Here is a 15,628-nt window from a genome sequence, read left to right as displayed (position 1 = left end):
ATCGTTATGCGTGAAAATCTGCTAACAATAGAAAAGGTACGGCTTTCGTTGCGGCTGGCGCACCGAGCCGTACCTTAGGGTTTATCCGTTGATCAAACGTAAAATATCGTTATAGGTTACGGCAATCATTAACAGGAACAGCATCGCAAACCCGATAAAATGAACCATGCCTTCTCGGTTCGGGTCAACTGGCTTGCCCCTTAAAGCTTCGATCCCTAAGAATACGAGCCGGCTTCCATCGAGTGCCGGTATCGGCAGCAGATTGAATATGCCCAGATACAAGCTTAGAATGGCTGCCCAATAGGTTAGCTGTTCGATACCCTGTTTGGCGATTTGTCCCGTCACTTCGAACGTCCGTACAGGACCGCCAAGATCATCCATGGAGAACTTCTGAATCAACTGTCTGAAGCCCTGGAAGATAATATTCGTTGTATCTACCATCGCGGTTCCGGAACTGGTAATTGTCTCCCCAATCCCTGCGGATCGGGTAGGAAGCTTGGGAACAATTCCGACCTTTCCGCCTTCCTGACCCTCCATGGTCCGCGGAGTTAAGGTCAGATCAAATGACTCCTCACCCCGGCGTACCGTCCATTCCATCGGCTTGTCCTTGGAAGCCGCAATCAATTCGATCATCTTCTGATAATCGGCACCAATGGCGGTTCCGTTAATGCTCTCGATGACGTCTCCCTCTTTCAGATTGGCTTCATCTGCAGGCATGCCTTTGGTAATCTCGCCAATCTGCACATAGGTTGGATTCTCAACCGGTATACCGGCCATTTGGATGTGAAGGGCAAACAGCACGAAGGCCAAGATGAAGTTCATGACAGGACCGGCAAAAATCGCAAGCGCTCTCTGACCCACGGTTTTGCTGCCGAATTGGCGGTCTCTCGGTGCGATCTGCGTCTCGACACCTTTGGCTACCGTTAAGGCTTGCGGATGGATTTCAAATTGCTGGAATTCACCATCCACATCAAGCCTAACCGACAAACGATCCACCATATCCATAAACTGGACTTCGCCGCGAATGACATTTTTACGGTTGTCGAGTTGATCCAGATAAATCTTTTTCACTTGATTCTCTGCATTCAATCGAACCGCAATCGTCTGACCTGGCTGAATCTCGACAAGCTCCGGATCTTCTCCGGCCATGCGGGCATATCCGCCGAATGGAAGAAGACGAAGCGTAAACTGTGTTTCATTGCGTTTATATGAGAACAGCTTTGGACCAAATCCAATCGCGAACTCGCGCACCAATATTCCGGCACGACGGGCAAAATAATAGTGACCCCATTCGTGCACGGTAACGATCACAAAAAACATGAGCACCGTTAAAAAAACGACCCGAACCATTTCCAATTCTTTACATCCCCCTTTTCCTCTGAGAACGCAGTATGTCCCTATAGATTATCATTATTCTCCTGTCGTCCACAAGAGAATCACAAGCTGTCCGCTTTTTTTCAAGGGAGATTTCAAAATCACTTCAAATCTTATAGTCGGGAAGCTAATTCACGTGCGATTCGATCATTCTCTTCAATCGTCTCCAGTGCCGGTTCCGGCACAGCATGATGGCTTTGCAGCACTTCCTCAATGATCTCTTCAATTCGCAGAAAAGAGATTTCGCCGCGGAGAAACCGGGCGACCGCAATTTCATTGGCAGCATTGAATACCGTTGGCGCTGTCCCACCCATTTTACCACATTCATAAGCAAGCCTTAAACAAGGAAAACGTTCAAGGTCCATCTCCCGGAAATGCAGCTTGCCCGCTTCTGCCAAAGATAGCCTTGGCGCAGGCGAAGACCACCGTTCCGGATAAGTCAGCGCATATTGAATCGGAACCCGCATATCCGGGTTGCCGAGCTGGGCAATGATACTCGAATCACGGAATTCCACAAAAGAGTGAATGATGCTTTCCGGATGAAGAAGCACGGAAATATTATCATAAGGAATACCATACAACCAGTGGGCTTCCATCACCTCAAGCCCTTTATTGACCATGGTGGCCGAATCAATCGTGATTTTGGCACCCATGGACCAGTTTGGATGTTTAAGCGCATCCTCCACCGTAACGTTAACCAGTTGTTCACGGGTATAATCCCGGAATGAGCCTCCGGAAGCCGTCAGCGTGATCCGTTCAATATCTTCATGCCGCTCTCCGTTGAGGCATTGGAATATGGCGGAATGCTCACTATCAATCGGCAAGAGTTTTACCCCTTTTGCAGCCGCTCGAGCCGTAACCAGATGACCTGCAGTTACCAACGTTTCCTTATTGGCAAGCCCGATTGTCTTCCCCTCATCGATCGCTGCAAGCGTAGAGGACAGCCCCATGCTTCCAACGACCGCTGTAATCACCATTTCCGCATCGGTCGCTGCCGCAATCTCGATCAAGCCTTCATGACCATGGAACACTTCGGTTCCGGCAGGAAGATCATGCCTGATGCTGTCAGCAAGCTCTTTTGTGGCAACGGACACTTTACGCGGAGAAAACTCCTTGACCTGCTGAAGCAGCACTTCCTTATTGCTCCCTGCTGCAAGGCCCTCAATCTGAAAATGTTCCCGGTGTTTCCTCACGACATCCAAGGTCTGGGTACCTATGGAGCCCGTGGAGCCGAGTACGCTGATCTTCTTCATGCACATCTTTCCTTTCTTCAGTAAGGCAAGAGACTCAATATATGTACAAACGGAAATACGACGATCCAACTGTCACATCGATCCAGTATCCCTCCATGGCCAGGCAGCAGTTTGCCCGAATCCTTGATGTCATACACCCGTTTATAAGCGGATTGCACCAAATCTCCGAGTTGACCGATAACAGCGCAGGAAAGTCCGATCAGAATCGCTTGTCCAGCCGTCAGGAATCCATCTGAGAAGAATGAAAAGAGCAGTGATGTGAACACGGCAATGACCACACCGCCGAGCGCACCCTCAACCGTTTTGTTCGGGCTTATGGAAGGCCATAATTTATGGCGCCCCATGGCGCGTCCAACAAAATACGCTCCCGCATCACTTGCCCAGATCGAGGCCAGAAGCAGAAAAGTCCAGAATACGCCATGGCCATCAGGAGCATGTCGTGATTCGGCGATAAAGGAAAATCCGATTCCGATATACGCTGATGCCAAAAACAATAATGAAACCCGTTTGATATCAATTACATTCTTCGTCGTTACGGTCGCCAGCAAAAATAAAAGCAGCAGGAGCCAAAGTACATGTTCCCACGGGATCTGAATATTCAAATTAAGCGGCCCCCATGGAAATACAAGCAGCAGCACCCCCGCGTACCCAATCCATGCCGTTCCCCCGAACGGTGCCGTATTGGTCATGCGCACAAACTCATAATAACCGATTAGCGCCATCGCCAGAATAAGAAGATGGTACCATAGACCGCCTATGAAACATAATCCTAAAAAGACCGCTCCCGCTATAATTCCGGTAATCAATCGCTGTTTCAAAACGTTCCATCCTCCATCGGCTACGAAAGTCCACCGTAGCGCCTTGTTCTTTGTTGATAATCGGCTATGGCCTCCACCAAATGATCTTTGGTAAACTCCGGCCAATAGGCATCCGTAAACCATAGCTCACTATACGCTAACTGCCACAGCATGAAATTACTTAGCCGCAGCTCGCCGCTTGTGCGGATCAGCAAATCCGGATCCGGCAATTCGCCTGTGAGGAGCCGCTGGCCAATCAGTTCCTCTGTAATATCCTCAGGACGAAGAATTCCGTCTCGCACATCTCGTCCGAGCGCCTTGACACTTTCGGTGATCTCTTTCCGGCTGCCGTAATTGAGCGCAAAGTTAAGCACAAGCCCGTCATTGCCGGCTGTCTTCGCAACTGCTTCTTCCATCGCAGACACGGTATGGGACGGAAGTTCTTCCGGATGCCCCATCATGCGGACCTGGACATTTTTCTCGATCAGCTCCTCCAGCTCAATAGCCAGGAACTCCTGCGGAAGCTTCATCAGAAAATCGACCTCATCCTTCGGACGCGTCCAATTTTCTGTCGAAAAAGCATACATCGTCAATATTTTGATTCCCAAATCATCGGCAGCAATGGCCGCTCTTTTGACAGCCTTCATGCCATTCTGATGGCCAACGATTCGCGGCATACCGCGCCGTTTCGCCCAGCGTCCATTACCATCCATAATGATGGCAACATGATGTGGGATGTTGTCCGGAGAGAGCTGATGCGTCTGCTGACTGTCCTCCTGATTCAACCACGATCGAACCCGTTTGATCATTCCATTTCCTCCAGGCATCTTTCTGCAAAAAAAGAGACAAACCCCACCATTGACAGGAGGGGCCACAAGTCTCTTATACTTCCATAATCTCTTTTTCTTTAGCAACGAGGACTTTGTCGACTTCTGCGATAAATTTATCCGTCGCTTTTTGGATATCTTCCTGATGTCTCCGAGACTCGTCCTCGGAAATATCTGTTTTCTCCAATTTTTTGATGTCGTCGTTGGCATCACGGCGAATGTTGCGGATGGCCACTTTCGCTTCCTCGCCGAATTTCTTCGTCATTTTCACCAGCTCGGTTCTGCGCTCTTCTGTCAGTGCAGGTACGACGAGGCGAATTTGATTACCATCATTCGCCGGCGTCAATCCGACATCCGATTTCATGATCGCTTTCTCGATATCGGCCAAGGACGACTTGTCCCAAGGCTGGATCATGAGCGTTCTGGAATCCGGCGTGCTAATGTTAGCCAGCTGATTCAGCGGGGTTGGTGCTCCGTAGTATTCCACCGTGATCCGGTCGAGTAGCGCTGGCGCTGCCCGTCCTGCGCGCAGCGTTGCCAGGTCACGCTTCAAAGACAGGATCGCTTTTTCCATGCGTTCTTCTGCATTCTTTTTCACCGATTGCGGCATTAATCTACACTCCCTTTGACGATCGTTCCGATTTTCTCACCCAGAACGACGCGCTTGATATTACCTTGCTCCGTAATAGCGAAGACGATGAGCGGGATGTTGTTGTCCATACATAACGATGAAGCTGTAGAGTCCATTACCCCAAGGTTTTTGTTCAATACGTCTAGATACGTCAGCTGCTCGTACTTCTCGGCAGTTTCATCCTTAAATGGATCAGCGGAGTACACTCCGTCCACCTTGTTCTTCGCCATGAGAATCACTTCTGCTTCGATTTCCGCTGCGCGAAGCGCTGCAGTCGTATCGGTGGAGAAGTAGGGGTTACCTGTTCCTGCCGCGAAAATAACGACACGACCTTTTTCCAAATGCCGAATGGCTCTACGGCGAATATACGGCTCTGCAATTTGCTGCATGGAGATAGAGGTTTGCACTCGAGTCGGCACATCGATCTGCTCCAAAGCATCTTGCAATGCCAAAGAGTTCATCACCGTTGCCAACATCCCCATATAATCTGCTGTTGCACGATCTATTCCGTTCGCGCTGCCAGCGATACCGCGCCAGATGTTTCCGCCGCCGCACACGATCGCGACCTCCACACCAAGCTCGACAACCTCACGAACCTGCTCAGCGATCGATGAGATCGTCTCAGCATCAATACCATATCCATTCTGCCCTGAAAGGGATTCCCCACTGACTTTCAATATCACTCGTTTATATACAGGCTGTTCCAAATGATAACCCTCCACTTTAAGACGGCGCCTAAGTATACGACGCCCGTTTGAAAAACGACAGACAGACACACCGGCACACTGCTTGACGGTTTATAAAAATCGGGTAAACACATCCGTCTCAAGTAGAAACTTCTGGTTGTCTAATCAAGACTTAAATCCATACTTTCTTGTGAGATAAGGGTGCCTTTACTCCGAATTTATAACAATCTTATCTCTCTTATGCCTTTATATCTCTTAAAAAAGAAGGAACACAGGTGTGTTCCACTCTTTTCTATAACTTATATTAGCCTATTCGGCTTATTTATTCACCTGGGACATAACCTCTTCAACGAAGTTGTCTTGTTTTTTCTCCAAGCCTTCGCCCAATTCAAAACGAGCAAAACGACGGATGGAGATGTTCTCACCGATCGTGCTGATTTTTTCGTTAAGCAGCGTGTTGATCGTTTTGTCAGGATCTTTAATGAAGGATTGCTCAAGCAAGCAATATTCTTCATAGTATTTGTTGATGCGGCCTTCAACCATTTTTTCAACGATTTTTTCAGGCTTGCCTTCGTTCAGGGCTTGGTTTTTCAAAATTTCTTTTTCTTTCTCAAGCTCTTCCGTTGGCACTTCTTCGCGACGAACATATTTAGGGTTTGCAGCGGCAATATGCATGGCGATATCGCGAGCAAACTCTTTGAATTGATCTGTTTTACCTACGAAGTCGGTTTCACAGTTGATTTCAACGAGAACGCCGATTCGTCCGCCGCCGTGAATATAAGACTCGACAACGCCTTCAGTTGCAATACGTCCAGCTTTGTTAGCTGCTGCAGACAAACCTTTTTCGCGAAGTACTGCGACCGCTTTGTCGATATCACCATTTGTTTCATCCAGCGCTTTTTTGCAATCCAGCATGCCCGCGCCTGTTCTTTCGCGAAGTTCTTTTACCGCACTAGCTGTTACTGCCATTAGAATTCCCTCCAAATTGGTATGATGAAGTTTGCGTTTGAACCTTAAGAAAACCGTCATACGATTGTTTTCTCCAAGATTCAGACCGCGTTAAGTAGTTGTTCTTCCCCTGCGATGCCAGGCTCCGGATTCCACATGTTATTCGCACGTTACCCGTTCTAACATCTTAAAAAAAGGGCAGTGAGAGGTTATACACCTACCAACCACCCTTTTCATTTAATTCATGATTTATACGTTTAATCCTGATTACGCAGTTGTTTCTTCGCCTTGGTGAGCTTCAACAACAGCATCGGCCATTTTACCAGTCAACAATTTAACAGCGCGAATCGCGTCATCGTTACCTGGGATTACATAGTCGATTTCATCCGGATCACAGTTCGTATCAACGATACCAACGATTGGGATACCCAATTTGCGAGCCTCCGCTACGGCGATACGCTCTTTGCGAGGATCGATAACGAACAATGCGCTTGGAAGACCCTTCATGTTCTTGATACCACCCAAGAATTTCTCAAGACGATCTTTCTCTTTGCGGAGAAGGATAACCTCTTTCTTAGGCAATACTTGGAACGTGCCGTCCTCTTCCCAAGCTTCGAGCTGCTTCAAGCGGTTAATACGCTTTTGGATCGTTTCGAAGTTAGTCAAAGTTCCGCCGAGCCAACGTTGGTTGATGTAGTACATACCGCACCGCTCTGCTTCTTCCTTCACGGAATCTTGAGCTTGTTTTTTCGTGCCGACGAACAGGATTGTACCGTTCTCTCCAGCTACGTTTTTTACGAAGTTGAATGCTTCTTCAACTTTCTTGACCGTTTTTTGCAGGTCGATGATGTAGATACCGTTTCTTTCAGTGAAGATAAATTTATCCATTTTCGGGTTCCAGCGACGAGTCTGGTGACCGAAGTGTACGCCAGCTTCCAAAAGCTGTTTCATGGAAATTACTGCCATCTTCACGCACCTCCTAAGTTTGGTTTTTGTGTGTCCCTCCGCCAAGATCATTTTTCATTAAGACTCCCAATCCTGGAAGCACCCTCAACGAAATCACTCTAGCGTGTGTTTTAACACCGTCAATTACTATAACATAACCATGGGCAGGTTGCAATGTCTTTTGTGTACTTGATCAGGTCCATTCCATCAGCGGCTGCAAGCAGATCCTGTAAAGAAAAAAACCGCTCTCAACCGAAGGGCTAGTTGGAGGGTTTTGCTGTGATTTTGGTTATGATCGAATTGTAGCTCTCACCTGCTGTGAACGAATATGTACCGCTTTGGATCATGGTGTTGATCTTTTTCTCGGTTGCCTTATTAATGAATGCTTGTTTGTTATCAATAACGCCCGCACGCAAAAGACTGTTTGCCACATTACTGAGATTATTTCCAGCTGGAATATTCACTTTAATAGGCGCTTCCGCTTTGGCTGGCGTTTTTGGCTTCGCCGGATCCGTCACTTTGGGAGTAGATTCCTGTTTCTTATCCACGCCCGCTTCAGGCTTCTCCGGCTGCTGTGGTGCTTCCGGCTTGTCCGTTCCCGTCTTCTGTGCAGGATCGTCCCCTTCTTCGGACTCACCAAGCCTCTTCTCTTCCCACTGCTCCGCCGTCATCAGCTCGTCCGAACCTTCGACGACTTGCATATCCAAAGCTTCCGCTGCAGCCATCAGCTGCTCCTTCGTTAACTCCTGCGTCTCCGATGCGGCTGTGCCTTGACCAATCCACATCAGCTGAAGCAGCACCGCGCCGATCACGAGACCGCTCCCCAGGCCCATCATAAATGTACGGTTCTTGATCACACGGATTCCTCCTGTTTGGCCAACTGGATAATAAGTTGAACTTCGCCTCGCTGAAGACCCGTGGTCTTGGCAATCATATCGATGGACTTTCCTTGTTCATATAGATCAAAGAGCTCCGCGTATCTGGATTTGATGGAATGGACAAGTGGTGCAGGCTCAGCTTCGGAAGCCGCTGCAGCCTCTCCAGCAGACAAAAAAGCGGCCGCAGTCGTTTGCGCCAGCTTCTCTTCAGCTGTTCGAAGACGCGTTTGCGATTCGGTCATTTTCTGCTCCATGGCCAACATGCGCTGCCGCAAATCATTGACCTGCTCTTGATGTGCTTGCTGCTTGGCATCAAGCTCTTTCTTCATCTGACTAACCAGTTCCACCAGCTGTTCGTTCTCGTTCTGGATTTCCGCCATATATCCTTCAAGCGTGTTCTCCACTTCTTTTACAACCCGCTCGCTGGACACGGCCTCTTCACGGCGTTTCGGCAGCATAAAAGCATACAGCACGGCGGCAATGCCAAGCAGCACGATATATATCCATGGTTTCAAATCCATTAACTCCTTTGTGCCTATAAATTATCTAGAGCGAAACATCGAAATTTTTGCCTTTATAGGGATGCTCTGCCGGCTGCTCCACTGTCTCGCCCGATTCCGCCGTTTCCCGGCCTTGTTGCTGCCCAGAGGATTGGCGGCTCCCGTCATCGCGCACGGCTGTTTCGGCCGTCTCACTCACTTCTGTGCTTCGCTGGGCTTCCGCACGGCTGTTCTTGGTTAACTCACCCGCAAGCAGCGTCTGATCATTCATCGGGCGCTGCTGGGATTCATTATGCATCTTCCCCGCTTCATTGGTTCTGGGTACCGCAATTTGCATCTCAACCGATTTCAAACTCAATGGAATCACCTCATGATATAGGATCATGTCCACAAGCATTTAAAACGTCTGTTCTGTCCTACAAGAGCGGTACCATAGTGATATCCCCTTCATGATAGTAAAAAGAAACCCGCTGCGTGGGATCCTTAACAAAGCGGGTATACCGCCCTATGACAATTTTGGCACCGCCGTAGATCGTCTTTACCACATTCACTCTTGCTTTGCCGGTATCCTCAAGCATCTTCTCGATTTCCAGCATTCGGTCCTTAATATCGGATTGTTCTGCCATGTTTGATTTTTTGGTGGCATTCAGTTTGATTCGCAGCGCCAGCTTGTCTGGCGACAATTGACCCGAGGAAGCTAACTGATTCAGAAGATAAAGCGCTTTATCGGTTTTATCCATACTTTCCAATGACTGTTTCAATTGGGCTCTAAGATCTGACAGTTCATTCCGCAGCTCGGGTAGAACACCAACTTCAATTACGGTAGCTGTCGACATGCTGTTTCCGATCGTTCGGGCAACCACTTTTTCTCCCGCCTGCAAAATGCCGCCTACCACAAGGCCCTTCATACCGTTGCATTCGATATTCCGGACCGCCCGGATATTGGAATGCATGATGCTCTGCGAGACAAATACGCTAGCGCCAGCTATGACATTTCCATCCTGGATGAACGAGCTTTTGACATCCTGACCCGCCTTGACATAACCCTTGTTATAACCGATGATCCCGCCGGATATATCGATCGAGCCTTCAGCTTCCAGCTCGGCTCCTTCCACAAAGCCAGTGACTCGGATATCCCCTGCTGCCTTGATTCTGAATCCGGTCAGCACATTGCCGCGAATGACCACCGTACCGACAAAGTCGATATTACCTATACTGTAATCAACATCTCCGTTAATCTCATATACCGGAAACACATTGATTTTTCCCTTTTCGGTTTTGGTGAGGAGTCCGTCAATTGCAGCATACATGGCGGTTTTCTCGGCGTTAACCACAACGTTCTTCCCAACCTTGAAATGAGCTTCCTTTCCCGGTTTGCTCGGAATCTCCTCTCCGGTCACCGCCGTTCCGGGGACTCCCTTGGTTGGCGGGATTCGGGTGGCAAGCAGCTGCCCCTTCTTTACATTATTTAAACGAATCACTTCTTTATAATCCACTTTGCCATCTTCGATCTCAAGCGGCTTCAGATTCGTCTCATTCCCAAAATTAACGGTAAATTCGATTCTGCCGTTCTGTCCGTGCATAGGTTCCGTTCCCATTGCAATCGGCGTTCTACTATATTGATATTCCTCCGCATGATCTGCGATTCGCCGCAACGTATCATGTTGAAGTCCATATCGTATCTGGTGACTTCTCAGAAATTGTTCAAGAGCTTCTACAGAGCAAGAGAAATCCTTCTCCCATTTGGTGAACTGTATATAGGCGACGACCTTGTCATCCGATAGCGTAACGCTAAAGTACTGATCCAATGCATAATCTACAGACAATCCAGGAACCCCCTTCATATATGGCAAGCGTCAATCGTTTTGCATCAGCAAATCCCGATCTTTATCGAGCGCGCCCCGAAGTCTCAAAATCGCTTTGGAATGAAGCTGAGATATTCGTGAAGGTGATAGCGACATCACTTCAGCAATTTCGCTGAGTGATAAATCCTCATAATATAATAAGGAAACTACGGTCCGCTCTTTCGGGGTTAATTTACCGATACCCTTCATCAGGGCTTCTCGCAGGTAAAATTCATGGACCTTGTGATCCGGATTTTTCGCTTTCTCATCAACCAGGAGCGACATTCGGGTCTCAGACTCCTCCTCGCGGATCGGATCCTCCAGAGATGTCAATGTCATGACCGCTACTTCCTGCAGCATGTGCCGGAATTCCTTCTCGGTCACGTCAAGGTAATCACTCATCTCGGAATCACTGACGCTGCGTAAATACTTCTGTTCCAACTGCTGATATGCAGTTTCAATCTTCTTCGCCTTCTCGCGGACAGAGCGCGGCACCCAGTCCCCCTGGCGCAGCGAGTCCAGAATAGCCCCACGCACACGCCAAGAAGCATAGGTTTCGAATTGCAGGCCTCGTTTGTAATCAAACTTCTCGATGGCGTCAATCAGACCCATTACCCCATTGCTGGCCAAATCTCCCTTAGAAACGTTCTTCGGAAGACCGATGGCCAAACGGCTTGAAACATAGTCAACGATGTGCAAATGATATTCGATTAGTTTCTTCTTCGCTTCATGGTCTCCATCTTCCTTCCATGCGCTCCATAAATCCGCATGGTTTAGCACAGAAGCTTTACGTTCGTCCAATTGCCTTCACCCTCCTTATTTTTCCGTAAGGTGACGAACGGCCTTGGCCAGTTCTTCGGGTTCTTTCGTTGAAACCAGCTTAGGAGGATTTAGCGGTACAAAGTCTCCATTCTCTTTGCTGCTGGATTCGGAATGGATTAAATCCATCAATTCCCGATCCTCATCAGGCGTGGATAAATCAAGAACAGTCCCTCGGTCTTGCTCCCGCTGCGTGTCGGCGTCCCCTTGAACAGTGGCTCGCGGACCCGTAATGGCACCAAATACCCAATTCAACAGGAACGCCAGAAGAAACCAAATCGCACATGCAAGGAGAGCCCGATACATACTAGTCATCCACAGATTGTTACGTATGGAGAAAATAAATGTGAACACAAACCCGGCAATTCCAGTCATCAGATAAAAACGAAGTTTTCCCATTAGCTACAATTCCTTTATGCCCTTTTGTACGCTTCGTATTGTAAACTTACCCGTTGCACAGTCCAACTCAACGGTTCTTCCGTAATTTCCTCCGGTATCCTCAGCAATTAGCGTTATCCCCATCTGCTCGAGCCCAGCCTTGCAGGACTCCACATTACGAGGACCGATGCGCATGGTGTCACCGGAGCCGGCAAAAGCAAACATTTGGGCTCCCCCCGCCATTTTGGCTACCATACGTGCCGGGGAAGCACCCAAATTCCTCATCTTGTTCAGCAGGATCGGAAGAGCCGTATCGGCATATTTTGCCAGGTTTAGCTGCCCTTCTCTGGCAATCGCTGAAGTTGGAAGCATCACATGCGCCATTCCACCAATCTTCGTCACCGGATCATACAACGTCAGTCCGACGCACGAGCCGAGTCCCGTTGTACGCAAAATACCGTTTGGACCTGCGACGTTCAGATCCGCCATGGCTACTTTCACTATGCTTTGTTCTTCAATCATGCTCTAAAGGCACTCCTAAAGCTTCAAAAATTTGAGCAAATGATTGTGGATCAGGTATGAGGAAGAACTGGCCTTCCACCTCGTTCTGCCCTTCTAGGAACGTCGTGTTGATTAAGAGGGCATCGTCTCCCATTTCTCCGAACTGCAGCAGTCCATAACTTAAGATGGCACCTGCCATATCCATCGCGAGAGCAGGCACCGTAGGTGTCATGGACAGATTGGTCAAATCAGCGAGCGACGATAAGTACGAGCCTGACAATATATTTCCGATCTCGCATAATGCGGACTGCTCCATCTCGGAGAATTGCTCCTCATCCGACACTTCAAAGCCCGCCAGATTCTGCAGCAAATTCTTCCCGGCTTCCGGGCTCATAATAAAGAAGAGATTTCCCGGCGCACTGCCTTCTACCCGTAAAAATACGGCAAGAACGAGTTGTTCGCTCCCTCCTACACTTTCGGCAATCTGTTCAAAAGGCAGGAGTTGAACTTTGGGAACAGCCATATCAATCGGTTTGTTAAGCAAACGGGAAAGGGCGGTTGCCGCATTGCCCGCTCCGATGTTTCCAACTTCCTTCAAAACATCCATTTTGATTTCCTTGCCATGCTTAAACAGCTCCACTGTCTACTCCTCAAGGCCTTCCAGCTGAATAATCTCACTTTTGTTCAGCACTTCGGACAGATTCAGCATGACGAGAAGGCGCTCCTCTCCTACCTTCGCGACACCGCGAAGATATTTTGCTTTAATTCCGCCGACAACCTCAGGTGGAGTGTCAATGCTGTCCGTATTCAGATCGATGACATCACTTGCGGAATCCACGATAAAGCCTACCTGCATATCATTGACCGCCACAATGATAACCCGCGTTTGATCGGTTGCTTCAACCTCGTCCAATCCAAAGCGGCCGCGCAGATTGATTACAGGAATGACGACGCCGCGAAGATTAATAACCCCTTTTACGAAAGCATAGGTCTTGGGAACACGCGTAATGGGCATCATTCGCTCAATGGTCTGAACCTTGTCTACCTCGATGCCGTATTCTTCCTCGCCAAGTCTAAAGACAATAACCTTGATTTCTTCTCCCATGAATAAGTCCTCCTTCAAAATGTGTGGCCTGCCGTTGAGTTATAGCAACCTGTTATTTGATAAATGCATTTGCGTCAATAATGAGAGCGACTTGTCCATCCCCTAGAATGGTTGCTCCGGATACTCCCTGAATGGCAGGCAGATATTTACCCAAATTCTTAATGACGATTTCACTCTGTCCGATAAAATCATCGATGGTGAGTGCCGCCAGACGATCCCCCTTGCGGATTACAACGATCTCTGTTTCTTCTTCCAGCTCCTCATCGAAATCCGAAATTTCAAACAAGCGGCTGAGCGAGATGACCGGAATCAGCGATTCCCGGAACTGGATCATGCGGCTGCCGTGAACATGTTTGATTTGGCCACGCTTGATGATGCCCGTTTCAACAATGGAGGAAAGTGGAATTGCATATTTTTCAGATCCCATTCGAATCAGCATAGCTGCAATGATAGACAGCGTTAATGGGAGCTGAACGGAAAAGTTCGTGCCTTTTCCCGGTGTCGAGTAGATGGTGACGTTACCGCCCAGGGCAACTATTTTGGATTTAACAACGTCGAGCCCAACACCTCGGCCGGATACATCCGAAATTTTCTCTGCGGTGCTGAATCCAGGTGCGAATAGCAGTTGATTGACCTCGTCATCGGTCATGGTCGCTGCTTCGGCCTCTGTCACAACGCCTTTTGCCAGCGCGTTCTTCAGAATTTTGTCACGGTAAATGCCGCGTCCATCATCTTCAATCTCAATGAAAACATTGTTGCCGCTATGAAACGCACGCAGATGCACGGTACCGGTCTCCGGTTTACCGGCAGCGATGCGGTCGGCAACAGGTTCGACACCATGGTCAGCCGAGTTGCGAAGCAAGTGGACCAGCGGGTCACCAATCTCATCAATAACCGTACGATCCAGCTCCGTCTCAGCTCCCGTAATAATCAAATCAATCTTCTTGTCCAGTGTTTTGGCAAGGTCACGTACCATCCTTGGAAAACGATTAAACACCGTATCCACAGGAACCATGCGCAGCTTCAGGACGATATTCTGCAAATCGCTGCTCACGCGGCTCATATGCTCAACAGTGTCCGTCAGCTCCTGATTCTTGGATTCGCTGGCCAACTGCTCTAGCCGTACCCGGTCAATCAGCAGCTCACTGAACAGATTCATTAATACATCCAGCCGCTCAATATCAACCCGGATCGTTCTCGAAGGATTACCTCCCCCTGCATTTCGGGCAGGTGCCTTGGACTCTTTGGCAGGCGCTGAAGGACTCTTGGCTTCCGGTGAAGCCGCAGCCGCTGGAGCTGCCTCTGAAACTTGCGGTTTGACAGCTTCTGCTGTAGCCGCACTCTCCTGAACCATTTGCTGCAAAGATTCATGATCGAGCGCCACAACCGTAGTAGTCTCGATCTCCGAAACGCCCAGAATCTGGCTTTCAATGTCTTGCGTTTCCCTTTGCGTTATGTAATACAACGAAAATACGCGATCGAATTCACCTTGTTCAATCTCTTGAACGTCCGGATACGTTTTGACGATTTCCCCGGATCTTTCCAGCGTTTCGAATACCATGTAGGCACGAACCGCCTTGAGTTGGCAATCCTCTCGCAATGTCACTTGTATATATAAAACCTTATGTCCTTCCGAAATCGATTGATCAAGCACGGAAAATTGAAACTCATCCAATTCAATTCCTTGTACGGCCACAGCGGAGTTATCTCCTTCAGCGGCTGCCCCGCCAGGGGAAGCTCCTTCACCACGTACAATCGACTGCAAGGAAGCCACGATCGAGGAAACATCCGCTTTCCCGTCTCCGCCTTCGGTAATATCCTGCACCATCGATTCAAGAGCGTCCAAGCTTTTGAAGAGCGTGTCAAAGATAAAATCCTGCATCTTTAGCTTTTCGTTCCGGACAAGATCCAGCACGTTTTCCATCTGGTGGGTAAGTGAAGCCAGATCTTCGTATCCCATCGTTGCTGCCATGCCCTTCAACGTATGAGCCGATCGGAAAATAATCTGTACGATCCCGATATCGTCCGGGTTGCTTTCTAATTGAAGCATGTTTTCATTTAATGATTGCAGATGATCATTTGACTCATCAATAAACATTGTTAAATATTGATTCATGTCCATTGAGAGACACCTCCTCTTCA

At 48.6% G+C, this 15,628-nt stretch carries 18 protein-coding genes; all 18 read right to left on the bottom strand.

Annotated elements, in window-relative coordinates; genetic code table 11:
• Positions 1–81: 81 nt before the first annotated feature.
• On the bottom strand, positions 82–1,350 hold the full coding sequence (rseP, locus tag J7E85_RS07450; protein ID WP_483311305.1) for an RIP metalloprotease RseP: 1,269 nt from the start codon (positions 1,348–1,350) through the stop codon (positions 82–84).
• 137 nt (positions 1,351–1,487) lie between these two features.
• On the bottom strand, positions 1,488–2,627 hold the full coding sequence (locus tag J7E85_RS07445) for a 1-deoxy-D-xylulose-5-phosphate reductoisomerase (RefSeq protein WP_215156493.1): 1,140 nt from the start codon (positions 2,625–2,627) through the stop codon (positions 1,488–1,490).
• Positions 2,628–2,644: 17 nt separating this feature from the next.
• Positions 2,645–3,445, bottom strand: a complete 801-nt coding sequence (locus tag J7E85_RS07440) for a phosphatidate cytidylyltransferase (RefSeq protein ID WP_098747006.1) — start codon at positions 3,443–3,445, stop codon at positions 2,645–2,647.
• A 20-nt stretch (positions 3,446–3,465) separates the two neighbouring features.
• Positions 3,466–4,233, bottom strand: a complete 768-nt coding sequence (locus J7E85_RS07435) for an undecaprenyl pyrophosphate synthase (protein ID WP_215156491.1) — start codon at positions 4,231–4,233, stop codon at positions 3,466–3,468.
• A gap of 73 nt (positions 4,234–4,306) precedes the next feature.
• Positions 4,307–4,861, bottom strand: coding sequence for a ribosome recycling factor (gene frr, locus J7E85_RS07430; RefSeq protein ID WP_071220110.1), 555 nt, complete (start codon positions 4,859–4,861; stop codon positions 4,307–4,309).
• Positions 4,861–5,589: a UMP kinase gene (pyrH, locus tag J7E85_RS07425; RefSeq protein WP_006211297.1), complete on the bottom strand. Its 729-nt coding sequence runs from the start codon at positions 5,587–5,589 to the stop codon at positions 4,861–4,863. The genes frr and pyrH overlap by 1 nt, the downstream gene beginning before the upstream one ends.
• A gap of 297 nt (positions 5,590–5,886) precedes the next feature.
• Complete coding sequence (gene tsf / locus J7E85_RS07420; protein ID WP_076325251.1) at positions 5,887–6,537, bottom strand: translation elongation factor Ts; 651 nt, start codon at positions 6,535–6,537, stop codon at positions 5,887–5,889.
• Between the two features lie 246 nt (positions 6,538–6,783).
• Positions 6,784–7,482 (bottom strand): 30S ribosomal protein S2, encoded by a 699-nt coding sequence (gene rpsB, locus J7E85_RS07415; RefSeq protein ID WP_036642081.1) that lies wholly within the window; start codon positions 7,480–7,482, stop codon positions 6,784–6,786.
• Between the two features lie 239 nt (positions 7,483–7,721).
• Positions 7,722–8,318: an endolytic transglycosylase MltG gene (locus tag J7E85_RS07410; protein ID WP_215156489.1), complete on the bottom strand. Its 597-nt coding sequence runs from the start codon at positions 8,316–8,318 to the stop codon at positions 7,722–7,724.
• Positions 8,315–8,860 carry a DUF6115 domain-containing protein gene (locus tag J7E85_RS07405; protein ID WP_215156487.1) on the bottom strand — a complete coding sequence of 182 codons (546 nt, stop codon included), beginning with the start codon at positions 8,858–8,860 and terminating at the stop codon, positions 8,315–8,317. Before J7E85_RS07405 ends, J7E85_RS07410 begins: the two co-directional genes overlap by 4 nt.
• A gap of 25 nt (positions 8,861–8,885) precedes the next feature.
• Positions 8,886–9,197: a hypothetical protein gene (locus tag J7E85_RS07400; RefSeq protein ID WP_215156485.1), complete on the bottom strand. Its 312-nt coding sequence runs from the start codon at positions 9,195–9,197 to the stop codon at positions 8,886–8,888.
• Positions 9,198–9,255: 58 nt separating this feature from the next.
• Positions 9,256–10,665 carry a flagellar assembly protein A gene (locus J7E85_RS07395; RefSeq protein WP_076324972.1) on the bottom strand — a complete coding sequence of 470 codons (1,410 nt, stop codon included), beginning with the start codon at positions 10,663–10,665 and terminating at the stop codon, positions 9,256–9,258.
• A gap of 30 nt (positions 10,666–10,695) precedes the next feature.
• On the bottom strand, positions 10,696–11,484 hold the full coding sequence (locus J7E85_RS07390) for a FliA/WhiG family RNA polymerase sigma factor (RefSeq protein ID WP_071220103.1): 789 nt from the start codon (positions 11,482–11,484) through the stop codon (positions 10,696–10,698).
• 15 nt (positions 11,485–11,499) lie between these two features.
• On the bottom strand, positions 11,500–11,901 hold the full coding sequence (locus tag J7E85_RS07385; protein ID WP_215156483.1) for a hypothetical protein: 402 nt from the start codon (positions 11,899–11,901) through the stop codon (positions 11,500–11,502).
• 3 nt (positions 11,902–11,904) lie between these two features.
• On the bottom strand, positions 11,905–12,402 hold the full coding sequence (locus tag J7E85_RS07380) for a chemotaxis protein CheD (RefSeq protein ID WP_215156481.1): 498 nt from the start codon (positions 12,400–12,402) through the stop codon (positions 11,905–11,907).
• Entirely contained in the window at positions 12,395–12,988 is a 594-nt protein-coding gene (locus J7E85_RS07375) for a chemotaxis protein CheC (RefSeq protein ID WP_251035541.1), read from the bottom strand. Before J7E85_RS07375 ends, J7E85_RS07380 begins: the two co-directional genes overlap by 8 nt.
• Before the next feature lie 36 nt (positions 12,989–13,024).
• Positions 13,025–13,486 (bottom strand): chemotaxis protein CheW, encoded by a 462-nt coding sequence (locus J7E85_RS07370; RefSeq protein ID WP_098747019.1) that lies wholly within the window; start codon positions 13,484–13,486, stop codon positions 13,025–13,027.
• Between the two features lie 52 nt (positions 13,487–13,538).
• Positions 13,539–15,608, bottom strand: a complete 2,070-nt coding sequence (locus tag J7E85_RS07365) for a chemotaxis protein CheW (protein ID WP_215156479.1) — start codon at positions 15,606–15,608, stop codon at positions 13,539–13,541.
• Between the last annotated feature and the right edge of the window lie 20 nt (positions 15,609–15,628).

This window comes from Paenibacillus sp. ISL-20 (assembly GCF_018613005.1).
Taxonomy (GTDB): domain Bacteria; phylum Bacillota; class Bacilli; order Paenibacillales; family Paenibacillaceae; genus Paenibacillus_AQ.
The sequence above is the reverse complement of the archived record's forward strand: the minus strand, read 5'-3'. Positions and strand labels throughout refer to the sequence as shown.